At 70.9% G+C, this 23,170-nt stretch carries 24 protein-coding genes and 2 pseudogenes; 11 read left to right on the top strand and 15 right to left on the bottom strand.

The window, feature by feature from the left end; genetic code table 11:
- Window positions 1–377: 377 nt before the first annotated feature.
- The 3 genes from ABTY98_RS36335 to ABTY98_RS36345 form a co-directional block, all read right to left on the bottom strand.
- Entirely contained in the window at window positions 378–1,193 is an 816-nt protein-coding gene (locus tag ABTY98_RS36335; protein ID WP_352225387.1) for an SAM-dependent methyltransferase, read from the bottom strand.
- 83 nt (window positions 1,194–1,276) lie between these two features.
- Window positions 1,277–1,528, bottom strand: a complete 252-nt coding sequence (locus ABTY98_RS36340) for a DUF397 domain-containing protein (RefSeq protein ID WP_352225388.1) — start codon at window positions 1,526–1,528, stop codon at window positions 1,277–1,279.
- Window positions 1,525–2,391, bottom strand: coding sequence for a Sco1979 family transcriptional regulator (locus ABTY98_RS36345; protein WP_352225389.1), 867 nt, complete (start codon window positions 2,389–2,391; stop codon window positions 1,525–1,527). The genes ABTY98_RS36340 and ABTY98_RS36345 overlap by 4 nt, the downstream gene beginning before the upstream one ends.
- A 369-nt stretch (window positions 2,392–2,760) precedes the next feature.
- Between ABTY98_RS36345 and ABTY98_RS36350 the strand changes: the two genes are divergently transcribed.
- The 3 genes and pseudogenes from ABTY98_RS36350 to ABTY98_RS36360 form a co-directional block, all read left to right on the top strand.
- Window positions 2,761–3,165: an ATP-binding protein gene (locus ABTY98_RS36350; protein WP_352225390.1), complete on the top strand. Its 405-nt coding sequence runs from the start codon at window positions 2,761–2,763 to the stop codon at window positions 3,163–3,165.
- 84 nt (window positions 3,166–3,249) lie between these two features.
- On the top strand, window positions 3,250–3,630 hold the full coding sequence (locus ABTY98_RS36355; RefSeq protein ID WP_352225391.1) for a hypothetical protein: 381 nt from the start codon (window positions 3,250–3,252) through the stop codon (window positions 3,628–3,630).
- 20 nt (window positions 3,631–3,650) lie between these two features.
- Window positions 3,651–3,743: pseudogene (locus ABTY98_RS36360) on the top strand (IS5/IS1182 family transposase); the annotation flags it as partial.
- Here the strand turns inward: ABTY98_RS36360 and ABTY98_RS36365 are convergent.
- The 4 genes and pseudogenes from ABTY98_RS36365 to ABTY98_RS36380 form a co-directional block, all read right to left on the bottom strand.
- Window positions 3,741–4,067 (bottom strand): annotated as a pseudogene (locus ABTY98_RS36365) (MFS transporter); the annotation flags it as partial. The pseudogenes ABTY98_RS36360 and ABTY98_RS36365 sit on opposite strands and share 3 nt — an antisense overlap.
- 23 nt (window positions 4,068–4,090) lie before the next feature.
- Complete coding sequence (locus ABTY98_RS36370) at window positions 4,091–5,143, bottom strand: endonuclease/exonuclease/phosphatase family protein (protein WP_352225392.1); 1,053 nt, start codon at window positions 5,141–5,143, stop codon at window positions 4,091–4,093.
- Window positions 5,144–5,343: 200 nt separating this feature from the next.
- Window positions 5,344–5,979 carry a TetR/AcrR family transcriptional regulator gene (locus ABTY98_RS36375; protein WP_352225393.1) on the bottom strand — a complete coding sequence of 212 codons (636 nt, stop codon included), beginning with the start codon at window positions 5,977–5,979 and terminating at the stop codon, window positions 5,344–5,346.
- A gap of 84 nt (window positions 5,980–6,063) precedes the next feature.
- Window positions 6,064–7,662 carry an MFS transporter gene (locus ABTY98_RS36380; RefSeq protein WP_352225394.1) on the bottom strand — a complete coding sequence of 533 codons (1,599 nt, stop codon included), beginning with the start codon at window positions 7,660–7,662 and terminating at the stop codon, window positions 6,064–6,066.
- Window positions 7,663–7,894: 232 nt separating this feature from the next.
- Here ABTY98_RS36380 and panB point away from each other — a divergent pair, with 232 nt between their 5' ends.
- A complete protein-coding gene (gene panB, locus ABTY98_RS36385) occupies window positions 7,895–8,770 on the top strand; it encodes a 3-methyl-2-oxobutanoate hydroxymethyltransferase (RefSeq protein WP_352225395.1) in 876 nt (291 codons plus the stop codon).
- 119 nt (window positions 8,771–8,889) lie between these two features.
- Here the strand turns inward: panB and ABTY98_RS36390 are convergent, their stop codons facing one another.
- Entirely contained in the window at window positions 8,890–9,432 is a 543-nt protein-coding gene (locus tag ABTY98_RS36390; protein WP_352225396.1) for a GNAT family N-acetyltransferase, read from the bottom strand.
- A 106-nt stretch (window positions 9,433–9,538) separates the two neighbouring features.
- Here ABTY98_RS36390 and ABTY98_RS36395 point away from each other — a divergent pair, with 106 nt between their 5' ends.
- Together ABTY98_RS36395 and ABTY98_RS36400 are read left to right on the top strand one after the other, a co-directional pair.
- Complete coding sequence (locus tag ABTY98_RS36395; RefSeq protein WP_352225397.1) at window positions 9,539–10,546, top strand: ATP-binding cassette domain-containing protein; 1,008 nt, start codon at window positions 9,539–9,541, stop codon at window positions 10,544–10,546.
- Window positions 10,543–11,355, top strand: a complete 813-nt coding sequence (locus ABTY98_RS36400; protein WP_352225398.1) for an ABC transporter permease — start codon at window positions 10,543–10,545, stop codon at window positions 11,353–11,355. Before ABTY98_RS36395 ends, ABTY98_RS36400 begins: the two co-directional genes overlap by 4 nt.
- A gap of 20 nt (window positions 11,356–11,375) precedes the next feature.
- Here the strand turns inward: ABTY98_RS36400 and ABTY98_RS36405 are convergent, their stop codons facing one another.
- On the bottom strand, window positions 11,376–14,642 hold the full coding sequence (locus tag ABTY98_RS36405; RefSeq protein ID WP_352225399.1) for an AfsR/SARP family transcriptional regulator: 3,267 nt from the start codon (window positions 14,640–14,642) through the stop codon (window positions 11,376–11,378).
- A gap of 35 nt (window positions 14,643–14,677) precedes the next feature.
- Complete coding sequence (locus ABTY98_RS36410) at window positions 14,678–15,223, bottom strand: Uma2 family endonuclease (RefSeq protein WP_352225400.1); 546 nt, start codon at window positions 15,221–15,223, stop codon at window positions 14,678–14,680.
- Window positions 15,224–15,359: 136 nt separating this feature from the next.
- Here ABTY98_RS36410 and ABTY98_RS36415 point away from each other — a divergent pair, with 136 nt between their 5' ends.
- A complete protein-coding gene (locus ABTY98_RS36415; protein ID WP_352225401.1) occupies window positions 15,360–16,160 on the top strand; it encodes a site-2 protease family protein in 801 nt (266 codons plus the stop codon).
- Window positions 16,161–16,163: 3 nt separating this feature from the next.
- Here ABTY98_RS36415 and ABTY98_RS36420 read toward each other — a convergent pair whose 3' ends face one another.
- Together ABTY98_RS36420 and map are read right to left on the bottom strand one after the other, a co-directional pair.
- Complete coding sequence (locus ABTY98_RS36420; RefSeq protein WP_352225402.1) at window positions 16,164–16,811, bottom strand: biliverdin-producing heme oxygenase; 648 nt, start codon at window positions 16,809–16,811, stop codon at window positions 16,164–16,166.
- A gap of 154 nt (window positions 16,812–16,965) precedes the next feature.
- Window positions 16,966–17,823 carry a type I methionyl aminopeptidase gene (map, locus tag ABTY98_RS36425; protein WP_352225403.1) on the bottom strand — a complete coding sequence of 286 codons (858 nt, stop codon included), beginning with the start codon at window positions 17,821–17,823 and terminating at the stop codon, window positions 16,966–16,968.
- Between the two features lie 58 nt (window positions 17,824–17,881).
- Between map and ABTY98_RS36430 the strand changes: the two genes are divergently transcribed.
- Window positions 17,882–18,115, top strand: coding sequence for a hypothetical protein (locus tag ABTY98_RS36430; RefSeq protein WP_352225404.1), 234 nt, complete (start codon window positions 17,882–17,884; stop codon window positions 18,113–18,115).
- 16 nt (window positions 18,116–18,131) lie between these two features.
- Here the strand turns inward: ABTY98_RS36430 and ABTY98_RS36435 are convergent, their stop codons facing one another.
- Window positions 18,132–19,400: an MFS transporter gene (locus tag ABTY98_RS36435; RefSeq protein WP_352225405.1), complete on the bottom strand. Its 1,269-nt coding sequence runs from the start codon at window positions 19,398–19,400 to the stop codon at window positions 18,132–18,134.
- 253 nt (window positions 19,401–19,653) lie between these two features.
- Complete coding sequence (locus ABTY98_RS36440; RefSeq protein WP_352225406.1) at window positions 19,654–20,253, bottom strand: phosphoheptose isomerase family protein; 600 nt, start codon at window positions 20,251–20,253, stop codon at window positions 19,654–19,656.
- Between the two features lie 80 nt (window positions 20,254–20,333).
- On the opposite strand from ABTY98_RS36440, the gene ABTY98_RS36445 reads away from it, so the two are divergent.
- The 3 genes from ABTY98_RS36445 to ABTY98_RS36455 all read left to right on the top strand — a co-directional run bounded on the left by ABTY98_RS36445 (window position 20,334) and on the right by ABTY98_RS36455 (window position 22,429).
- The gene (locus tag ABTY98_RS36445; RefSeq protein ID WP_352225407.1) at window positions 20,334–21,413 is read left to right on the top strand and encodes a sialidase family protein; all 1,080 of its coding nucleotides are present in this window, start codon (window positions 20,334–20,336) and stop codon (window positions 21,411–21,413) included.
- A gap of 37 nt (window positions 21,414–21,450) precedes the next feature.
- Window positions 21,451–22,179, top strand: a complete 729-nt coding sequence (npdG, locus tag ABTY98_RS36450) for an NADPH-dependent F420 reductase (protein ID WP_352225408.1) — start codon at window positions 21,451–21,453, stop codon at window positions 22,177–22,179.
- 67 nt (window positions 22,180–22,246) lie between these two features.
- Complete coding sequence (locus ABTY98_RS36455; RefSeq protein WP_352225409.1) at window positions 22,247–22,429, top strand: hypothetical protein; 183 nt, start codon at window positions 22,247–22,249, stop codon at window positions 22,427–22,429.
- Here ABTY98_RS36455 and ABTY98_RS36460 read toward each other — a convergent pair.
- Window positions 22,422–23,129, bottom strand: a complete 708-nt coding sequence (locus ABTY98_RS36460; protein WP_352225410.1) for a PhzF family phenazine biosynthesis protein — start codon at window positions 23,127–23,129, stop codon at window positions 22,422–22,424. The two genes, ABTY98_RS36455 and ABTY98_RS36460, sit on opposite strands and share 8 nt — an antisense overlap.
- Between the last annotated feature and the right edge of the window lie 41 nt (window positions 23,130–23,170).

Genomic DNA, 23,170 nt, shown 5'->3' on the forward strand with positions numbered 1-23,170 from the left:
GTACGGGGATCGGGTGGTCAGCGTCCGGCGGGGCGGCCTCCCACGCACCCGAGACACCGCACCCAGCGGTGGTCACGGCAGCAGGAACCGACCACGATTGGCACCCCCGCCCGGCCACACCGGCCCGGCGGGGCACGGCTCGGGGCAGGCTTCCACCGCCACGCCCACACCACCCCGGTGGCCAGACCACCGGGACCGGAACCGAGCCCCCCACCCAGGCGATCCCGAACACCCGGGATCACCCAGGAAAACCTAGCCAATTAGAGACGCTTCCCACTATGAGGAGTCCGGCCACAACAAGCCCGACAACGAGCAGCAGGGTTTTCACACTTGCCCCCTTCGGGCGGACCCTCTGAGAGGGGGTTGGCCTGCCTCGGTCAGCGTTTGATGCCTACGCCCGCCAAGAGGCCGATCTGGGCGTCCGTGGGCTCCGTCCCGTCGGCGGGTCCTTCGGGCCGCCAGCGGTGGCAGCAGACGAGGCCGGGCTCGATCAGGTCGAGCCCGTCGAAGAAGCGGCTGACGTCCTTGCGTGAACGGAACTGCACGGGAGTCCCGGAGCTCGTGTAGACCTCCGCGACCTTGTTCCAGATGACGGGGTCGAAGTCGGGCGTGCAGTGGTTCATGGCGAGGGCACTGCCGACCGGCAGTGAGTCGAGCAGCCGGCGGACGATGTCGTACGGGTCGTGCGGGGCGGTGATGAAGTGCATGAGCGCGTTGAGGGAGAGGGCGATGGGCTGGTCGAAGTCGAGGACTTCCGAAGCCCGCACGGCGCTCATCAGCGCATCGGGGTCCCTGACGTCGGCCTCGATGTAGGTCGTGCGTCCCTGCCTCGTGCTGCGCATGAGGCGTTCGGCGTACCTGAGAACGAGGGGGTCGTTGTCGGCGTAGACGACGCGGGCTTCGGGCACCACGGACTGGGCGACCTGGTGCAGGTTGGGCTCGGTCGGGATGCCGGTGCCGATGTCGAGCCACTGACGGATGCCGTGCTCCTGCGCCAGGACACGGGTGGCCCGGTGCATGAACGCCCGGTTCTCGCGGGCGGTCACGAAGATGCCGGGGTGGGCCTTGGCGGCGACCACGGCCGCCTCCTGGTCGATCTCGAAGTGGTCCTTGCCACCGAGGAAGTAGTCGTACATCCGGGCCGAGTGCGGCCTGCTCGTGTCGAGGTCCCGGCCGGCCTGACTGGTGCTCATCTTCTCCCCTTCACAGGTGTGTGTGTCTGTTGGCCCGCAGGCCGGGAACGGGACGGGTGTCGTCCCTCCCGCTCACAGTCGTGTCATCCGGTGGCCAGATGAGCGGCCAGGCCCTGTTCGACCCCGCGGACGAAGGCGGCGATCTCCTCGGGCGGGTAGATCAACGCGGGTCCGGCCGGGTCGGTCGACTGCCGTACGGCCACGCGGCCGTCGGTGAGCTGTTTCGCCTCCACGCACTGACCGCCGTTCGGCCCGCTCCACGGGCGCTCCCAGCCGCGCTCGCCGAGATCGCGGGCCGGCATCCCGCTGTACACGCCCTCGTCGGTGATCGTCATGAGTACTCCTTGCGCATGCGGTTCAGGAGCGCCCTGCTGTCCTCCGCCGACGTCAGCAGCGCCAACCGGGAATGCGCCTCGAGATGCGCGACGACGTCCGCACGCTGATCCAGATAGACGGAGGCGGACAGGAGTTCACTGTAGACGATGTCCGGCAGCTCGGGTTCCTCGAACCGGAAATAGGTGAAGGGGGCGCACGCCCCGACATGGGCGCCCGCGGCGAACGGGACGATGTCGATGCTGATGTGCGCGAGCTCGGACATGTCCAGGAGCCGCTCGATCTGCTCCCGCATCACGTCAGGGCTGCCCACCGCCCGGTGCAGGACGGCTTCCTCCATGACCACCCACAGCGTGGGGGCGTCCTCCCGTTCCAGCAGGCTCTGGCGGCGCAGCCGCAGCTCCACGCGGCGCTCGAGCTCCTCCTCGTTGCCGTTCGGCAACCCGCCGCGCAGCACGGCGCGGGCGTAGTCGGGAGTCTGCAGAAGGCCGGTGACGTACTGGGGTTCGTAGGTGCGCAGGGTCTTGGCGCCGGTCTCCAGGCTCACGTAGGCGGTGAACCAGCTGGGGACGGCGTCGCGGTAGGAGTGCCACCAGCCGGGCTCGTTGGCCTGCTCGGCCAGGTTGACGAACTCGTCGATCTCCTGGCGGTCCGCGCCGAAGGTCTCCAGGAGCTTCTCCACGTAGAGAGGCTTCAGCGCGACCTCTGCCTTTTCCAGCCTGCGGATCGTCAGGGTCTTGACGCGCAGTGCTTTTGCCGCGTCCTCCAGCGAGGCACCGGCGCCGAGCCGCATTTCCTGCAGCCGGCGGCCGAGGATCATGCGCAGGACTGTCGGCGCGCTGGCGCTGGGACGGGCCTCACTCACGCCCAACCTCCTGAGGGATCATCAATGGCGCCATTCTGTCAGCCACTTGATGGCGACGCCAGGGTGATACCCGACTGCTGAAATTATCAGGGAGTCGGTTGCAGCGTGAGCGCGATCACCCGCATAGTTGACGTGTGAGCGGTCAGGTCACAGCTCTGACGCAGCATCCGGCCCGGACGGGAGGCGTGATGCTGATGTCGTCGTCGGCACCCCACCGCAGGGCGCCTGCCTCGGCACCCGCATCTCACCGCTCGACGTGCAGCCCGAACCCCCACACCGCGCCCGCCCCCCGGAAGGCACTGGAAGGCGACATCCGTGACTCTGCCCACGCCCTCAGCCCCGGTCCTGACCCCCGCCTCAGTCACGACCGTGCCTCGTCGGGAGTACTGGTTCGGCCTGCCCGCCCTGCGCACCAGCCCGAGAGCCGCCCGCGACACCGTGCGCGACCGGCTCCGTGTCTGGAAGGTGCCCGGCGACGCATTGTCCGACACGGTGCTGCTGGTCTCCGAGCTGACCACGAATGCCGTACTCCACACCGACAGCGGTCATGTCCTGTGTGGGCTCACGCTGACCGGCGACGAGCGGTGCCTGCGTCTCGAACTCCACGACGACGGCCACACCCCGGTCCGCCCGCCCGAGTACCACGCCGGCCCCGGTCAGGAGAGCGGGCGAGGCCTGTTCCTCGTCCAGCAACTCGCGGACCGCTGGGGCTCCGCACGCTCGACGCGGACCGGAGGCAAGGTCGTCTGGGCAGAGTTGACGGCTCGCCCCTGACGCCATGGGCAGACCAGTACCCCCGTCCGTCCCCTTCGCGCGGCGAGGAATCCGTTCTCCTCGATCCGCCTACAGAAGGCACCCATGACCCCCCACGGTGAAACCGCTGCTCCCGTCGTGCTGTACGTGTGCGCCGACCGAGCCCGGGGCACGGGCGGGGCGGCCACGCAGTGCGCGCGGGCAGAAGGCCACGCGTTCGCCCAGGAGCGCGGACTGACGATCGCCGAGGTCGTCACCGACACGTACGGTGAGCCCGACCCCGCCCGGCGCAGAGGGTGGCAGCGTGTGAGACAGCTGGTACAGACAGGCCACGTCACCGCGGTCCTCGTCCGCTGGCCCAGCGCCATCGCCCCGGAGTCCGCGCACGAACTCCGGCACCGCGAGACCGCCTGGCTGCACGACCACGGCGTGCGCGTCCGGTACACCTGGGCGCCTTTGTCGTCGAGGAGCGACGAGACCCAGTGATCCGATCCCGCTCCGGGATACAGCTGATCACGGTCTTTGCTCGCATCCGTGTTCCTCGTCCAGCGGGTGGCCGCCCGCGCACGAGACCGGACCACGTGTGTGACGACAAGTCATGAGTGGACCGGCTCCGTCGGGTCCGGGACGTGCGACGCGACCACCCGTTCCCGGGCGCCAGGCGGCAGGACATCCCGGCGACGGTCCACCGCGAACGCCACGCCCGCGACGCCCAGGCCCAGCACCGCCAGCGCCGCGCCCGTCACCGCCGGGGACGTCACACCGAAGCCCGCGGCGAGCGCGACGCCGCCGATCCAGGCGCCGCCCGCGTTCGCGAGGTTGAAGGCCGCCTGGTTGGCGGAGGAGGCGAGGGAGGGGCCTGCCGCCGCGCGTTCCATGACCATCAGCTGGAGGGGCGAGCCGATTGTCCTTACAAAGGCAACAACACTGCCCTGACCAGGTGCTTTTATGAGCCCGATGTGGTCAGGTTCACACGCGCGGCGACGGGGAGGTGGTCGCTGCCCGTCCTCGGCAGGGTCCAGGAGCTGTCCGGCTCCACGCCCTTCACCATGATCTGGTCGATGCGGGCCATCGGGAACGCGGCCGGCCAGCTGAACCCGAAGCCGCTGCCCGCCGCGCCCTGCGTGGAGCGCATCTGCGAGGTGACGCCGTTGAGGGAGCGGTCGTTCATCGTGCCGTTGAGGTCGCCGAGGAGGATCACCCGCGGCAGGCTCTCGTCGGCGATGGCCTCGCCCAGCGCGTCCGCGCTCTTGTCCCGCTGCCGGGCGGTGAACCCGGCGTTCATCTTCACCCGCACAGAGGGGAGGTGGGCGACGTAGACCGCAAGGGAACCCTCCGGCGTGGCGACCGTGGCCCGCATCGCGCGCGTCCAGCCGAGCTTGATGTCGACGGCCTTCACCCCGGTCAGCCGGTACTTGCTCCACAGCCCCACGGTGCCCTCGACCGCGTGGTACTTGTACGTCGACGCCAGCGCCTTCTCGTACGTCGGTACGGCCGACGCGTTCAGCTCCTCCAGGGCCACCACATCGGCGCCGGACGCGGCGAGTCGGTCGGCGGTACCCGTCGGGTCGGGGTTCTCGGCGTTGACGTTGTGCGTGGCCACCGTGAAGTCACCGCCGGTGCCCTGCTTGTCGGTGAGCAGTCCGCCGAACATGTTCAGCCAGACGATCGACGGAAGCAGTACGGCGATCAGCGCGGTCGCCGACTTGCGGACCAGGCCGAGCAGCAACAGCACCGGGATCAGCAGGCCCAGCCAGGGCAGGAACGTCTCGATGAGACTGCCGAGGTTGCCGATGGTGTTGGGGATGCGGGAGTGCATCAGCATCACACCGGCCAGCAGCAGCGCGATGACGGCGAGGACGATACCCCGGCGCCAGATGCGTGGATCGTCGCGCCAGCCCGCCGACAGGCGGTTCACCAGGCGCCGGAACCGGTCTCCCCGACGCTCGGGACCCGAGCCGCCGTTGTCCGTCTCCTTCAAGTACGCCTGCTGCGCCATACCGTCTGCCTCACAACCTGCCGTGCACACCGTCGTCCCCCGGACACGACCCTAGGGGATGATCGGCTCCGATCCCGCCGTCACATGACGGCCGTACGGAAGACGAGGACGAACACACCGGCCGGAGGAGTTCCGGTTACCGGCCGGTCGGGGTGGACTGTGACGAAACGTGCACATTCCCCCGACGCCGACGACCGCCCTTACGGCTGCGGTTCCGGTGAACTGACGGGCTGTAGGCCGGCAAGTACCGAGTCGACGATCTGTTCGGCCAGGCCCTCGGGGAGTTCCGCGTCCGGACGCAGGATGGCCCTGAGCAGCATCGGGCCGGTGAACATGTCGTTGGCCAGATCGAGGTCGACGTCGGCGCGGAGTTCGCCGTTGCGCTGGCCCCGGCGCAGCACTTCCTTGCCGAGTTCGCGCCGGGGGTTGACGACGTTGACGTGATAGGCGTTCCAGATGCGGGGGCTGCTCTTCATCTGGGCGTAGACGTTGTGCAGGATCGCCGACGAACGGTTCATCAGCCCGCGCCGGCGCAGCGACTCGAGGAGGACGACGAGGTCGTCGCGCATGGAGGTGCCGGGGAGTTCGGGGTCGGGGGGCTCGGCGGCGCGCATGACATCGACGAAGAGCTCCTCCTTGCCGTTCCAGCGGCGGTAGATGGTGGCCTTGCCGACGCCGGCGGTCCGGGCGATCCGCTCGATGGACAGCTCGGCGAGCGGAACACCGTCCTCCAGGAGCTTCATCACCCCTTCGAGGATGGCGCTCTCCACCGCCTCGCTGCGCGGACGGCCCCGGGCGGGACCCGCGGACCGCGGCCGACTGTCGGCAAGCCTCACGTCATACCGTCCTCTCACTGGCTGCGGGAATTCTCCCGCAGCCCAAGCCTCCCCCCGTGGCTCCGCGCCGTACCGTGTGCCCGGTCACTCCGCGGCGGCGACCAACTCCTGTTCCCGCTCACCCTGCTGACCGGCCGACGGCCTGCCCGGCAGGAAGAGGGCCGTGACCACGGCGCCGAGCAGCGCGACGCCCACACCGCACAGGGCGGTCATGTGCATGGCGTGCAGGAAGGCGTCGTTGGCGGGCGTGACCAGGGCCTTGCCCTGTACCCCGAGCTTCTGGGCGACACCCAGCGTGGCCTCGATGGACTCGCCGGCGGTCTCGCGCAGCCCGGGCGGCAGGGCGCCGAGCTTGCCCTCGATGCCGTTGCGGTACGACGTCGACAGCACCGAGCCGAGGACGGCGATACCGAGGGCGCCGCCGACCTGGCGGAAGGTGTTGCTGAGCGCGGAGGCGGAACCGGCCTTCTCCCGGGGGAGGGCCTGCATGATGACGACCGAGGTCGGCGTCATGATGTGCGCCATGCCGGTGCCCATCAGGAAGAAGACGACCTCGAGGAGCCAGATCGGGGTGTCGGCCTCGAAGGTGGCGAACATTCCCAGCATCGCCGCGATCAGCACCAGGCCGCCCGCGGTCGTGGCCTTGTTGCCGATCCGGTCCACGACCAGCCGGGCCCGCGGCGCGAAGATCAGCTGGGCGACGGCCAGCGGGAGCAGCAGCAGACCGGACTGCAACGGCGAGTAGCCGCGCACGCTCTGGGTGTAGAAGACGGAGAAGAAGGTCACGCCCATCAGTGCGAAGAAGACCAGCGCGATGGCGGCCATGGCGGCCGAGAAGACCTTGTTCTTGAAGTAGGTGACATCCAGGGACGGGTGGTCGGTGCGCATCTCGTAGATCACGAAGCCGGCGAGCACCACGACACCGGCGGCGATGGTCGCGAGCACCTTGGCGTCGGTGAAGTCGGCCAGTTCGCCGCCCTTGATGATGCCGTAGACCAGCAGTACCAGGCCGACGACGGAGAGCACCACGCCGACGGGGTCGAGCCGGCCCGGGCGCGGGTCGCGCGAGTCGGGCACCAGCCACACCATCAGCCCGAGCGCGACGATCACGATCGGTACGTTGACGAGGAAGACCGAGCCCCACCAGAAGTGGTCGAGCAGCACACCGCCGGTGATCGGGCCGATCGCGATGGCGAGGCCGACGCCGCCGGCCCAGATGCCGATGGCCTTGGGCTGTTCCTGACGCTCGAAGACGTTCATCAGGACGGCGAGGGTGGCGGGCATCACGAAGGCGGCGCCGAGGGCCATCAGGGCGCGGTAGGCGATCAGCTGGTCCGGGGAGCCGGACTCCGCGGCCAGGGCCGAGCCGATGCCGAACACGACGAGGCCGCCGATCAGCACCTTCTTGCGGCCGAGCCGGTCGCCTACGAGGCCGGCGGTGAACAGCAGGCCCGCGAAGACCAGGGTGTAGGCGTTGATCGCCCACTCCAGCTGGCTCTGGGTGGCACCGAGGCCGGTCGGGGCCGGGGTCGAGATGGTCTTGATGGCGACGTTCAGGATCGAGTTGTCGAGCACCACGATCAGCAGGCTCAGCATGAGCACGCCGAGGATCGCCCAGCGGCGCCGGTGTACCTCCTCGGGTATGCGCGGGCCGGATGGAGCGCGGTCGGCAGGAGTTGTCATGACGACGAGCCTAGGACCATTTCAATACGGTCCCGTCTCGTATCTGAATTCCTTTACCCAGACCTTACACAACGCGTCATGGCGAGGCGCTACCAACACTTTCACGGCCGGTGGCCGATGACCGATGGATCACATGGCGGTCCCCTGGCCGAGGACGGCACGAAGTGCCACCATGGAAGCGATCCGGGGACACCGTCAGGGTGCCTCGAGATGAATTGAAGGAGCCGTTGCCATGACGCAGCTCTCGGCTGCCCAGCCTGCGCAGAACAGCCCCTCCGACGGCAGCAGGACGCTGTACGGGGGGAAGGGCACCCGCCGCATCACGGTCCGCGACATCGCCCTCGCCAAGGAACGCGGCGAGAAGTGGCCCATGCTCACCGCGTACGACGCGATGACCGCCTCCGTCTTCGACGAGTCCGGGATCCCGGTGCTCCTGGTCGGCGACTCGGCGGGCAACTGCCACCTCGGGTACGAGACGACCGTGCCCGTCACCCTGGACGAGATGACGATGCTGTCGGCGGCCGTGGTGCGCGGCACCCAGCGTGCCCTCATCGTCGGCGACCTCCCCTTCGGCTCCTACCAGGAGGGCCCTGTGCAGGCGCTGCGCTCGGCGACCCGGCTGGTGAAGGAGGCGGGTGTCGGCGCGGTCAAGCTGGAGGGCGGCGAGCGCTCGCACGACCAGATCCGGCTGCTCGTCGAGTCCGGCATCCCGGTGATGGCGCACATCGGCCTGACCCCGCAGTCCGTCAACGCGATGGGCTACCGCGTACAGGGCCGCGGCGAGGAGGCGGCCCAGCAGCTGCTGCGCGACGCCAAGTCGGTCCAGGACGCGGGCGCGTTCGCGGTCGTACTCGAACTGGTCCCGGCGGAGCTGGCGGCCGAGGTGACCCGGGTGCTGCACATCCCGACGGTCGGCATCGGCGCCGGTCCCGAGACCGACGCACAGGTCCTGGTCTGGACGGACATGCTCGGCCTGACCTCGGGCCGGGTGCCGAAGTTCGTGAAGAAGTACGCGGACCTGCGCGAGGTCATGGGCAACGCGGCCCGCTCCTACGCCGAGGACGTCGTCGGCGGAACGTTCCCGCTGGAGGAGCACTCCGTCCACTAGAGCCACTGCGGTAACACCCAAGGACAGCCCGCCGATCGTCCCCCGTCGGCGGGCTGTCCCCCCTTTGCGCCTGAACCGGCGCCGCTCTCGCGGAGGTGGTTGCTCGCCGTGGGGGTTGCTCAATTGATGGTTGCGGTGGTGGGTGGGGGCTCATCTCTCAGGTTTGCCCGGAGGTGCCAGCGGATCTCGCCGTCGTGCCGTTCGTCGGTGGGGGTGAGTCCTGCGGCCCTGGCGACGGCGGCCGAGGCGCTGTGGCCGGGGTGGATGTGGGCGATGACGGTGTGCACCTGCTGCCGGGTCAGCCGGTCGACGAGTCCGCGGGCCGCCTCGGCGGCGATGCCTCGCCCCTGCCAGGGGGTCCCCACCACCCACGCGATCTCGGCGACCGGTCCGGCGACCGTCGCCTGCACGGTGCCGGTCAGGCACGACTCGGCGCGGAGCCGGATCACCCAGTTCAGCCAGGAGACGGCCGGGTCGGGAGAGCCCGCGGTGAGGCGCCGGTAACGCGAGCGCAGGGCTCCGGGGGCCTCCGGGGTGCCCCCGATGAAGGTGTGCAGGGCCGGGTCGGACAGCACCGCGGCCATCTCCTCGGCATGCCCGATGCGCAGCGGCAGCAGCTCCAGTCGCTCGGTGTCGATGGGCTGAGCAGCGAGGACGGTCATGGCGTGCACGGTACGCCGCCCCGTGTCGGCGGGTTGTCGGCGGAGTCTCCGCTGGTGTCGGCGGCCTGTCGGTGGTTTGTCGGTGGGGCCTGGCACGGTTCTTCCCATGACGCGAATCGACAACACCGCCGTGACCGTACGGGGGCTGGTGAAGCACTACGGCGACACCAAGGCTCTCGACGGAGTTGATCTGGACGTCCGCGAGGGCACCGTGATGGGTGTCCTCGGGCCGAACGGGGCCGGAAAGACGACCATCGTACGGATTCTGTCCACACTGCTGAAGCCCGACGCCGGGCAGGCGACCGTCGCCGGCTACGACGTCCTGCGCCAGCCCCGCCAGCTGCGCCGGGTGATCGGCCTGACCGGGCAGTACGCCTCGGTCGACGAGAAGCTGCCGGGCTGGGAGAACCTCTACATGATCGGGCGGCTGCTCGACCTGTCCCGGAAGGACGCCCGGGCCCGGGCCGACCAGCTCCTTGAGCGGTTCTCGCTGACCGACGCCGCCAAGCGGCCGGCCGGCACCTACTCAGGCGGTATGCGCCGCCGGCTGGACCTCGCCGCCTCGATGATCGGGCATCCCCAGGTGCTCTTCCTGGACGAGCCGACCACCGGTCTCGACCCGCGCACCCGCAACGAGGTGTGGGACGAGGTCAAGGCGATGGTCGGCGAGGGCGTGACCGTGCTGCTGACCACCCAGTACATGGAGGAGGCCGAGCAGCTCGCCTCCGAGCTGACCGTCGTGGACCGGGGGAAGGTCATCGCCGGCGGCAAGGTGGAGGAACTGAAGGCCAAGGTCGGCGGGCGGACACTGCGCGTGAAGCCGGCCGATCCGCTCCAGGCGCGGCCGCTCGCCGCCATGATCGACGAGCTGGGGATCACCGGGCTCGCGACCACGACCGTGGACGCCGAGAGCGGCACCCTGCTGGTGCCGATCCTCAGCGACGAGCAGCTGACCGCCGTGGTCGGCGCCGTCACCGCGCGCGGTATCACCATCAGCTCCATCGTCACCGAACTGCCCAGCCTGGACGAGGTGTTCCTGTCCCTCACCGGCCACCGCGCCAGTGCCCCGCAGGACGCCACGCCCGCAGAAGACCGCGAGGAGGTCGCCGTATGAGCGCCGTCACCACCACCCCGGCCGCCGACGTCCGGATCCCGCTGCGCGGGCATCTGCGCCACACCGGGGCCCTGATCCGCCGCAACCTGCTGTGGATCAGGCAGGACCCCGAGTCCATGTTCGACGCGCTGCTGATGCCGGTCGTCTTCACGCTGCTGTTCGTGTACGTCTTCGGCGGCTCGATCGGGCAGGCGCTCGGCGGCGGCCAGGACGGCTACGTCCAGTACGTCATCCCGGGCATGATCGCGATGATGAGCATGACGCTCTCGCAGGGCGTCGGCACCGGGTTCAGCCAGGACTTCAACTCCGGTGTGATGGACCGGTTCCGGTCGCTGCCGATCGGGCGCGGCTCGGTGCTGTTCGCGAAGATCTCCGTCGAGCTGGTGCGGATGCTGTTCGCGACCGCCGTGCTGATGATCGTCGCCGTGCTGGTCGGGTTCCACATCACCCACTGGGGCGGGCTGTTCGCCGCCGTGGGCCTGTCCGCGGTGTTCGCCTCCTCGATCATGTGGGTGTTCCTCACCCTGGGCGTGATCCTGAAGAGCGCGCAGTCCGTGCAGGCGATGGGGTTCCTGGTGCTGTTCCCGCTGCAGTTCGGCTCGTCGATCTTCGCGCCGACGAAGTCGATGCCGGGCTGGCTGCAGGCCTTCACCGACTACAACCCGCTGTCCACGCTGGCCGACGCGGCACGCGGGCTGATGGTCGGCGGCCCGGTCGCGCACGACCTGTGGATCACGCTGGGCTGGTCGGTGGGGATCACGGCGCTGGCGGCGCCGTACGCGATCCACAAGTTCCGTACCAAGAGCTGACCGACGCCCGCCGTGGCGAGTCAGACCAGGGCGGTGGCCTCCGCGCGGGAGAGGCCACCGCCCTCGGCGTACGCGGACTCGTAGGCCTCGTCGTCGCCGAGTACAGCGCGGACGCGGGCCTCGGTGCGGGCCCGCATCGTGCGTTCCATGCCGGAGGGGATGTGGCCGGGCGGGAGCAGGGCGTCGGCGGCGCCCAGGCAGCGGGCGGCGTCCCGGGCGCGGGCGCCGCCGTCCACGCCGGGCAGGGCGAGCGCGGCGACGGTCAGGCAGGAGGAGACGCTGTGCGGGGTGATGGCCTGGGTCAGCGGGTCGGCGGAGTGATGTATCGCCTCGCGCAGCTTGGCCAGGGCCTCCGTGTGGAGGCCGTCGAGGGCGTCCACCCAGGCCTCCTGGGTGAGGATCATGGCGTCGAAGACGATGAAGTGCGCGATCTTGAACTGGGTGCGCAGCAGCCGCAGTTGCTCGCGGGCCTCGGCGATCCGGTCGGTCAGCAGCAGCCACACGGTGAGGAAGAGCCGAGCGGCGGGCATCGCCTCGTTGTGGCTGCCGTCGTGGTCGGCGATGACCCCGCGCAGCAGCCGTTCACCCCGCTCGGTCTCGCCCAGCTCGAGCAGCGCCATGCCGAGACGGGCGTTGAGCACGGCGACCTGGGAGTGGGCGCCGAGCCGTTCGGCGCGTTCGATGGCGGCCTCGTAGTCGGCGGCGGCCGCCCGGTACTCCCCCTTGCGTTCCCGGGACTCGGCGCGCGCGGAGAAGGCCTCCGCGGTGCCCCAGTCGTCCCCGAGGCGCCGGAAGAGCTCCAGGGACTCGTCGGCGTCGCGGATGGCGGCAGCGGCCGAGACGGCGAAGTTGGCGAGCACGTTGGCGCGCAGTTGAAGGGCGCCGGCGAGCTCCCACTCGTAGCCGGGCGTACGACGGCACGTCTCGACGCCGGCGTCGACGATGGTGCGCAGCTGCTCCAGGCCGCCGGTCAGCATCACGGCGAAGAACCAGAACATGCCGGGGGCCCGGCAGGTCTGCGGCAGGCCGGGCTCGTAGGCCTGGGTGACGGCGCGCATCTTGGCCTGCGCTTCCGGTGTCTGCCAGACCTCCAACTCGGTGTCCATACAGGCCAGATGGGCCAGGTGGACCCCGCGCCGGGCCTCGACGAGGGATTCTCCGGTGTACGGCGGCGGGGCGTCGGTCACGCGCTGCCACACCGGTTCCGCTCGGCGGACCGGCTCGGCGAAGGGGTCCGGGCCGAGGGCCATGATGTCGGCGCACCAGGTGCGGGTCTCGACGCGCTTGTCACGCAGCTGCCAGTACCAGACCAGGGAGTGGGCCAGGCACAGCGCCTCCTGCTCGTCCTGCGTGGCGATGGCGTGGCGTACGGCGGTGCGCAGGTTCTCGTACTCCAGCTCCAGCCGTGCCACGGCGGCACGCTGGCCGGAGCCACGCAGCAACGGGTCGGTGGTGCGGGCGAGTTCGCGGTAGTACGTCAGATGGGCGCGCTCGGCGGCGGGGCGCTCGCCGCTCTCGTCGAGGCGTTCGCGGGCGTACTCGGCGACGGTCTCCAGGAGCCGGTAGCGCATCCCGTGCCCTTCCGAAGGGGCGGCGACCACAAGGGACTTGTCGACCAGGGAGGCGAGCGCTTCGAGGGCGGCGGGGCCGCAGACGGCCTCGGCGGCGGCCAGGTCGCAGCCGCCCGCGAAGACGGAGAGCCGGCCGAGGACGTCCCGTTCGCCGGCGTCGAGCAGGTCCCAGGACCAGTCGACGACCGCGCGCAGGGTCTGCTGGCGGGGCAGCACGGTACGACTGCCGGAGGTGAGCAGCCGGAAGCGGTCGTCGAGCCGGTCGGCGATCTGGCGGGGCGTGAGCATCCGCAGCCGGGCGGCGGCCAGCTCGATGGCGAGGGGCAGTCCGTCCAGGCGGCGGCAGATCTCGGCACAGGCCGCCGCGGTCTCCTCGTCGGCGTCGACCGTGAACCCGGGCCGGGCCGCACTGCCCCGGTCGGCGAGCAGCCGCAGCGCCACCGGCTCGGGCAGCGGCTCCACCGGGCGCAGCAACTCCCCCGGGACGCCGAGGGGTTCACGGCTGGTGGCCAGGATCGTCAGGTCCGGGCAGCGCTCAAGGAGCCGGGCCGACAGGTCGGCCGCCGCGTCGACGACATGCTCGCAGTTGTCGAGGACGATCAGCATCCGGCGCCGGGCGCAGTGGTCGACGAGCCGCTCGACCGGGTCGTCGTGCCGGTCGGCGGCGGCCCGCATGCCCTCGGCGCCGGCGCCGTAGAGCACGGTCTCGCGGGCGCCGAGCGCGCTGAGCACGGCCTCGGGCACGTCGGCGGGGTCGTCGACGGGGGCCAGCTCGGCCAGCCACACCCCGTCCCGGGCGGCGTACCGCACGGTCTCGGCGGCCTCCTGGGACAGCCGGGTCTTGCCGGCCCCGCCGGGCCCGAGCAGGGTGACCAGGCGGGCGGCGGCGAGGTCGCCTTGGATGACCTCCAGGTCGGCCTCGCGTCCGACGAAGGAGGTGAGCCGGGCACGCAGGTTGCCGGGCCGGGACGGCTCCTCGGGCGTCGGTGCCGGATCGAGCAACTCGGCATGCAGGGCGCGCAGTTCGGGCCCCGGATCGGAGCCCAGGCGGTCGGCGAGCAGATGTCGTACGTCGTCGTAGGCAGCCAGCGCCTCGGCGGTACGGCCACAGCTGTGCAGGGTGCGCAGGCGCAGCGTCTGGAGGGGCTCGTCCAGGGGGTGGGCGTCGCACAGGGCGGTCAGCTCGGGCAGGGCCTGTTCGGCGTGGCCGAGGGCGAGGGCCGCGGTGTGACGGCCGCGCAGCGCGTCCAGGCGGCGGACGTCGACGCGGGACGCCTCGGCCGTTCGGTCGGGCAGGTCGGCCAGGGCCGGGCCCTGCCACAGGGCGAGGGCGTCGTCGAGGACGGCCGCCGCCTTGGCCGGGTCGCCGTCGGCGAGCGCGCGCAGGCCTTCGCCGGTGAGCCGCTCGAAGCGGTGCAGGTCGATGTCGTCGGGGGCGGCCGCGAGGCGGTAGCCGCCGTCGGTGGACTCGATCGCGTCCGCGCCGAGCGCCCGCCGCAGCCGGCCGACCAGTGCCTGCAGGGCGCCACCGGCGTCGGCGGGCGGGTCGGCGCCCCACACCTCGTCGACGAGCAGCCCGGCCGGCACCCCGCGCCCGGGGCGCAGCGCCAGCACGGTCAGCAGGGCCCGCAGCCGCGCCCCGCCCACGGGGACGGCCGTGCCGTCGGGGCGGAGGGCCTGGGTGGTGCCAAGAATCCGGTAGCGCACGGGGTCCATTGTCCCTGGGGACGCCCGGGCTCCGCCTGTGGGTTTCAGATGCGCATGAACTGCGAGGAATCGAGGGTGAGGGTCTGGTCGGCGACGAGAATCTCGATCTGGTCACCGAAGACGCCGGATTCCCGGTGCTGGTACTCGCCGTCGTCGGGGCGGGTCAGCAGAGTCCAGCGGGCGGAGAGCACGTCGACGATGAGATAGGCCGGAATAGCGCGCAGGGCATAGTGGCTCGGCTTGGTGTTGTAGTCCCGGTTCCTGCTCTCGGGGGAAACGACTTCGACCACGAAGGGCAGCAGCTTCTCGCTGACCTCACTGTCGCCCGAGCGAACCTGGTCCAGCGGCAGCGCCGCGGCATCCGGTTCGGGCTTGTATCCCTCCCGGGGCGGGACGACCGAGAACTCGCCGACCGCCGCCCAGCCGGGCAGCCCGGCCTCGATCTGGTTGGCGATGCGCCGTGCCGTCGCAGTGTGCGCGTGGGTGACCGGTACCAATGTCAGGCCGTTCTCCGTCAGCCGGAGGCGCGCACTACGCGGGACCTGGATCTGGTCCTGAACCAGCTCGACCCAACTCTCGGCGATCGTCATGGGCACCTCCTCGTCGACTCGTATCAGCGTAACGACTAGCAGGAACCTTCAGCCGCCCGCAGGACGTTCTTCCCGCATCACCTGTACGGTCGACCCCGCACGCCACCACCATCGACGCGACCAGGAGTCCCGCGCCATGACCGCCACCACCACCCGCCACAGCGACCGGCGGATCAGTCCCGTCTTCGTCGGGATCCTGGCCGTCACCGCGGTCACCGGGTGGGCCACCTGGTCCGGGTTCGCCGAGCAGCCCGGGGTCGCGGTGTTCCTGTTCGTGACGGCGGCCTGGATCGTCTCCCTGTGCCTGCACGAGTACGCGCACGCGCGCACCGCCCTGCACAGCGGTGACATCACCGTGGGCGCGAAGGGCTATCTGACCCTGAACCCGCTGAAGTACACCCACGCCCTGCTGAGCATCGTGCTCCCGGTGCTGTTCGTGATCATGGGCGGTATCGGTCTGCCGGGCGGTGCGGTCTTCATCGAGCGCAGCCGGATCCGCGGCCGGTGGCGGCACAGCCTCATCTCGGCGGCCGGCCCGCTGACGAACGTGCTCTTCGCCGCCGTCTGCACCGCGCCCTTCTGGCTGCACTCCCTGGACGGCGTCCCGCGCGACTTCCGTTACGCCCTCGCCTTCCTCGCCCTGCTCCAGGTCTCGGCCGCGATCCTCAACTTCCTGCCGGTGCCGGGCCTGGACGGCTACGGCGTGATCGAACCCTGGCTGTCGTACAACATCAAGCGCCAGGTGGAGCCGTTCGCCCCCTTCGGCCTGCTCTTCGTCTTCGCGCTGCTGTGGGTGCCGTCGATCAACAGCGCCTTCTTCGACGTGATCGACGCCCTGCTGCGCGGCCTTGGCGTGGACGACGTGAACCGTTACTGCGGTCAGGAGCTGTACCGCTTCTGGCAGGGGACGAACGAGTACTGCTCCATCGCCCCGTAGCCGTCACGCCGACAGGGGGAACGCCTCGCCCAGCGCCCGGAAGACGCCCGCGTTGAGGGCGAAGGCGCGCCTGCACTCGGTCACGATGCGCTGCTTCTCCAGGTCGTCGGCGTTCACCGCGTCGAGGAGTTCGCGGTAACCCCGCTTGAAGGCGGCCGGGTTGGCGATGTCCTCGAAGACGTAGAAGCGGACGCCGTCGCCCTTCTTCTCGAAGCCCCAGGTCCGTTCCGCCCGGTCGCGGATGAGCTGGCCGCCGGAGAGGTCGCCGAGGTAGCGGGTGTAGTGGTGGGCGACATAGCCGGCCGGCCAGCGCTCGGCGCACTCCCGCACCCGGGCCGCGTACTCCTCCGTGGCCGGCAGCGCCGTGAGTCCCGTCCGCCACCCGGGCCCGCGCAGATGCCCGAGGTCCCGCTCCAGCGCCGCCAGCCGGAACAGCTCGGGCCGCACGAACGGCCCGGCCACCGGGTCCGACGCCAGCCGCGCGGCCCCGCTCTCCAGCGCGTCGTACACGAACCACAGCTGCTCGGTGTAGCGCGCGTACGCCGCCACGCCCAGTCGGCCGCCCAGTAGGTCGCTCATGAACGTCGAGGTCTCCGCCTCCACGTGCTGCTGGTGGGTCGCGGTGCGGATGAGTGACGCGAAGGAGTCCATGGGCAAATCCTCTAAGGTTAGCCTTATCTAAGTCAGTGACCTTGCCAACGCCTCGTCGGCAAGTTTACCGACACCCTGTCGGTAAAATCGTACCCGAAAAAGGCCCGCCCTCCGAGTGGAGGACGGGCCCAGCAGAACGGCGGGCCACGTCGGGCTACGGCAGGGTGAGGATCTCCGCGCCGCTGTCGGTCACCACCAGGGTGTGCTCGAACTGGGCGGTCCGCCTGCGGTCCTTGGTGACGACCGTCCAGCCGTCGTCCCACATGTCGTACTCGTGCGTCCCGAGCGTCAGCATCGGCTCGATCGTGAAGGTCATCCCGGGCTGCATCACGGTCGTCGCGTGCGGGCTGTCGTAGTGCGGGATGATCAGCCCGGAGTGGAAGGAGGAGTTGATGCCGTGGCCGGTGAAGTCACGGACCACTCCGTACCCGAAGCGCTTGGCGTACGACTCGATGACCCGGCCGATGATGTTGATCTGCCGGCCGGGCTTGACCGCCTTGATCGCCCGGTCGAGGGACTCCCGGGTCCGCTCGACCAGCAGCCGGCTCTCCTCGTCGACCTCCCCGACCAGATAGGTCGCGTTGTTGTCGCCGTGCACCCCGCCGATGTACGCCGTCACGTCGAGGTTGACGATGTCACCGTCCTGGAGGACCGTCGAGTCCGGAATGCCGTGGCAGATGACCTCGTTGACGCTGGTGCACAGGGACTTGGGGAAGCCGCGGTAGCCGAGCGTGGACGGGTAGGCCCCGTGGTCGCACATGTAGGCGTGCGCGACCTTGTCGAGCTCGTCCGTGGTCACCCCCGGCGCGATGATCTTCGCGGCCTCCGCCATCGCCTGGGCGGCGATGCGGCCGGCGATCCGCATCGCCTCGATGGTCTCCGGGGTCTGCACCTCGGGCCCGGTGTACGGGGTCGGCGCGGGTTTGCCGACGTACTCGGGGCGGCGGATGTTTCCGGGTACCGGACGGGTGGGGGAGAGCTCCCCTGGTACGAGCAGCGACTGGCCAGACATGCCAGCGAGTCTAACCAGCGGGCATGGGGGAATATGTGGAGGGCGAAAGGAGCTGGTCATGGCCCTGTTCAAGAAGCGGACCGTCGGCAAGCCCGGCGAGTGGTACTACTGCCTGGAGGACAAGAAGGTCGAGGAGGGCCCCGAGTGCCCCGGCAAGGACCGTTTCGGCCCCTACGCCTCGCGGCAGGAGGCCGAGCACGCGATGGAGATCGCGCGGGAGCGCAACCTCCAGTGGGAGAACGACCCGCGCTGGCACGACGCACCGGCGGGTGACTCCTCGGAGGAGGGCTGATCAGGGCCGGGGCTGATCAGAGCTGGGTCGGTGCGGCCGTGCGCCGAGCGCGCAGCCGTACGGCGTGCTCGTTGGTCCGTGCGTCGTACGACATCAGGGCGGGCAGGCACAGGGCCAGCAGGCCGACCGTGCCGGCGCACAGCAGGCCGCCCACGCCGACGGACGCGCGGACGCCCAGCCATCCGGCCATGCCACCGGCCCTCACCTGGCCGAGGGTCGGGCCCACGGAGTACGACAGCAGCTCGATCCCGGCGAGACGGCCGCGCAGCTCGTCGGGGATCGTCTGGTTCCACATGGCGCCCCGGAAGATCCCGCTGACCATGTCGCAGCCGCCGGCGACGGCCAGGAGGAGCAGGACCAGCCATACGTTGCCGGCGGCGCCGGCGGCCGCGATCGCCAGACCCCACAGGGCGGCCGACAGCACCACCATCCGCCCGTGCCGGCGCACCCGCGAGGTCCAGCCGCTGACGACACTCACCAGGAGTGACCCGGCCGGGATGCTCGCGTACATCAGCCCGAGCGACCACTTCGCGTCCAACTCGTCGGCCAGGAACGGGAGGACGGCGAGCGGCATCGCCAGGAACATCGCGGCGAGGTCGACGGCGTAGGTGCCGAGGAGTTCCTTGCGGCTCCAGGCGTAGCGGGCGCCCTCCGCGATGGAGCGCAGGGAGGGTTTCGCGGCCTCGTGGGAGGCGGGGGACGCGGCGATCGGGAGGATCAGGACGACCGAGACGGCGAAGGTGACGAGGTCGGCGCCGTACGCCCAGCCGAGGCCCGCGTACGCCACGACCAGGCCGGCGACGGCGGGGCCCGCGACGCCGCCGACGGTCCAGCGGAACGAGTTGAGGGCCGCCGCGGCCGGGAGGTCGTCGTGGGCGACGATCCTGGGCCAGAGGGAGTCCAGGGCGGGGCGCTGGACCGACCCCAGCGCGGAGGAGAGCGCGGCGACGGCGTACAGCGGCCAGACGGCCGGGTGCGGCAGCAGGGCGTTGAGCAGCAGGGCCGCGCTGAGCAGGCCCTGACCTGCCTCGGTCCAGAGGATGAGCAGACGCTTGTCGAGGGCGTCGGCGAGGGCGCCGCCGTAGAGGCCGAAGAGGATGAGCGGGAGCAGCTCGACAGCGCCGACGGCACCGACGGCGGCCGCGCTTCCGGTGAGGTCCTTGATCTGCACCGGGAGTGCGACGAACGTCAGGAACGTCCCGAAGTTGCTGATCAGACCGGAGGCCCACAGCCGCCGGAAGTCGACGGAGGCCCGCCAGGGGGCGAGGTCGGGAAGCACGCTCACGCTGAGCCATGCTGAACGGCGCGGTGCGCCACATCAACCGCTTTTCCCACCCACCCACCTGTCTCGGTTGGCAGAGAGGCGAGGTGAAGAGCTGGGCGAGAGGGGCTGCTCGATCGGCCGTGGGCGTCCGCGCCGGCCGCCCGGCGGTGGGGCGCGTCGGTGGCATCCCGCCCCGTCCCGGTCGGCGTCTCCGCTTCTCCTCGGTGCTGCCGGCAGGCGGACAGCCAACAGAGTCGGGTGGCTGGGCGGGGAGCTACCAAGGGGTCGAAGGCGGCGCCGTTACCGTTTCCGCCAGTCTTGACAGGCGGTCCCTGAAGCGGCGGCGGGCTCTTGGGGACGGCCCGTTCTCGCCTGTCGCCGCGCTGACCAGGTGCTGGACCGTGTCCAGGTCCAGTCCCGCGCCCTCCGGGACCGTGAGGGTCTCATGGGCCATCGCCGTCAACGCGTCGTCGGCCGTGCTGGACAGGGCCAGTACCGTCACCCCGGCCCGGCGGGCGGTGTGGACGTGGTCCAGGAGGGGTGCCGACTCGCCCGGCGCCACCACCAGCAGCGTCTCGCCCCGGCGGGCCGCCTCGATACGGCCGAGGCCGGCGGCGAGATGGGCCGGGTCGGTGGGGCGGGCCCCGTGCCGTACCAGCGTCGGCGCCAGTTCCGGCGTACCGGACCACGCGGCCTCGTCCACCAGGTGCGCGGCGAGATGCCACGGCTCGTACTCCGGGGTGCCGAGCAGGAGCAGTCCGCCGCCGTGTGTCACCACCGAGCCCCGCAGCGCGCCCGCGAATCTCCGCGTCGCCCCCAACCACTCGGTTCCGGCGAGCACTTCGCGCAGCAATGCGACCCGTACGGCGTCCATGCCCCCGCATACTGCCGCAATCGGGCACTCGTGACGCGGAGTTCACCGCGAGTTCGCCCAATCCGGGGAGAAGGCGGCCCATGAGCGACGTAGAAGCAAGCATTCCCTTTCGCGCGGGTACCGAGGGCTACGCCAGTTTCCGGATCCCGGCCGTGGTGGTCTCCCGGGCGGGCACCGTGCTCGCCTTCTGCGAGGGGAGGGTCGACTCCGCCGCGGACTACGGGCATATCGACGTGGTGCTGAAGAGGTCCGGGGACGGCGGCCGTACCTGGGGGGCGCTCCAGGTCGCCGCCGGCAACGGCACCGACCTCGCCGGGAACCCCGCCCCCGTCGTTCTCGACACCGGCCGGATCCTGCTCGTCCACGTCCGCAGTGCCGCCTCCGCCACCGAGGACGCCATCCTGCGCGGGCAGGTGTCGGACGCGGACGGGCGGCGGGTGTGGGTGCAGCACAGCGACGACGACGGGGTGACGTGGTCCGCTCCGAAGGAGATCACCAAGACGGTGAAGAAGGCCGGTTGGCGGTGGTACGCCACCACCCCCGGGCACGCCGTCCAACTGCGCTCGGGGCGGGTCGTCGTAGCCGCGAACCACACCGTCGCGCCCACCGGGACCGACAACGGCACCGAGGGCAAGTACAACAGCGGCCACTGCCTGCTCAGCGACGACCGGGGCGAGACCTGGTACCTCGGCTACGTCGACGAGAACACCAACGGGTACGTCAACGTGAACGAGACCACCGCCGCCGAACTCCCGGACGGGCGCGTCTACTTCAATACCCGCAACGACTCGCCGTCCCCGGGCGACCGGGCCGACGCGCACTCGACGGACGGCGGGAAGACGCTGGTGAAGCCGTTCCGGCCGCAGGCCGGGCTCACCGCGCCGGTCTGCGAGGCCTCCGTACTGCAGCTGCGGGACCCGGATCTGCTGCTGTATTCGGGCCCCGCCGACCCCGCCGCCCGGGCGCTGATGACGATCCGTGCCTCCGGCGACGGCGGTACCACCTGGCGCCCCGCCTACACGGTCGACGGTCTGCCCGCCGCCTACTCCGACCTGACCCGGGTCGACGCGGCCACCGTCGGACTGCTGTACGAGACCGGGGACTTCGGCGCGTACGAGACGATCACGTTCCGGCGGGTGCCCGTGAACCGGCTCACCTGACCGGGTACGGCCGCCGCCACGGACGTAGAGTCGGCCCATGACCTCTTCCGACACTTCCGACAGTGCACAGCAGCCGGCGGCCGAGAAGGCCGCCGGCAAGGACCCCTGGGACCTGCCCGACGTCTCCGGCCTGGTCGTGGGTGTACTCGGCGGCACCGGCCCGCAGGGCAAGGGCCTCGCCTACCGGCTGGCCCGGGCCGGCCAGAAGGTGATCATCGGTTCGCGGGCCACCGAGCGCGCGCAGGCCGCCGCCGACGAACTCGGTCACGGCGTCGAGGGCGCGGACAACGCCGAGTGCGCGCGCCGCAGTGACCTCGTGATCGTCGCCGTACCGTGGGACGGGCACGGCAAGACGCTGGAGTCGCTGCGCGCGGAACTGGCCGGGAAGCTGGTCGTGGACTGCGTCAACCCGCTCGGCTTCGACAAGAAGGGCGCCTACGCGCTCAGGCCGGAGGAGGGCAGCGCGGCGGAGCAGGCCGCGGCGCTGCTGCCGGACTCCCGGGTCGCGGCGGCCTTCCACCATCTGTCGGCGGTACTGCTCCAGGACCCGGAGGTCGAGGAGATCGACACCGATGTGATGGTACTGGGCGAGGCACGGGCGGACGTGGAGATCGTGCAGGCGCTGGCCGGGCGCATCCCGGGGATGCGGGGCATCTTCGCGGGGCGGCTGCGCAACGCCCACCAGGTGGAGTCGCTGGTCGCCAACCTGATCTCGGTCAACCGCCGCTACAAGGCACACGCCGGGCTCCGCGTCACGGACGTCTGAGCGGATGGGGGACACTGGTGGCTCCCACCGGTGTCCCCCGACCGACCGATCCGAAAGCGACTCCGACATGCCCCGCCTCGCCCTCTACGCCCTGGTCGTCTGCGTTCTCGCCGTCGCCGCCGCCGTCATCTCGTTCGTGCAGGGCAGCTGGCTGATGGGCGTCGTCTGGGTGCTGCTGACGGGTCTGTCGTCGAACATGACCTGGTACTACGCGAGGCGCGGCCGCGACGACAAGCCGGCCGCTAGCTGAGACCCGGCTGCCTCTCGGCCCCCTCCAGGAGGACCCGCCCGCCGATCTCCACCCAGCCGTACGGCTGCGGTGCCGTGAGGATCTGTGAGCCCCTGCCCTGGGTGATGTTCAGGGCCCGGCCCAGCCGGTCGGTGAGCAGCAGCGCGGCCGCCCCGGTCGCCTCGTCCTCGTCGATCCCGTCACCGCGCCCGGGAAAGCCGCGCGCCCTTACCCGCCCGGCCGACTCGTCCTCCCACGCCCAGGCGTAGATCCTCCCCCAGACTTCGTCCGGGGGGACCCCCATCTCGCTTCGCTCGCCCGGCGGCGGCACCGGCAGGGCGTCCACCTCGGCGGCCGTGGCGTACTGGCGCAGGGTGCGCGGCGGGGCCCACTCCGGGCGTGCCTCGATCCAGCTGAACTCCCCGTCCAGCCGGGCGCCGACCACGCCGGCCGGTGTGACCAGTTCGGGCACGTCCAGCAGCCAGGCCGTGCCGACGCAGGGGTGGCCGGCGAACGGCAGGCGCAGGGTGGGGGTGTAGATGTCGACGACCCCGCGCTCGGGGTCGTCCACGAACACGGTCTCGCTGAACCCGAGCTTCGCCGCCAGCGCCTGCCGGTCCTCCCGCGCGGGCAGCACCGTGCCGTCGCGGACGACGCCGAGCTCGTTGCCGTAGCCGCCGTTCGCCGCGCAGAAGACACGCAGCACGTCGTATTCAGTCACTCCGGCATTGAAGCACTCGGGTCTCCGTGATCCTTCTGTGT

The sequence above is a fragment of the Streptomyces sp. NPDC096040 genome (assembly GCF_040303265.1).
In the GTDB taxonomy this organism is placed as follows: domain Bacteria; phylum Actinomycetota; class Actinomycetes; order Streptomycetales; family Streptomycetaceae; genus Streptomyces.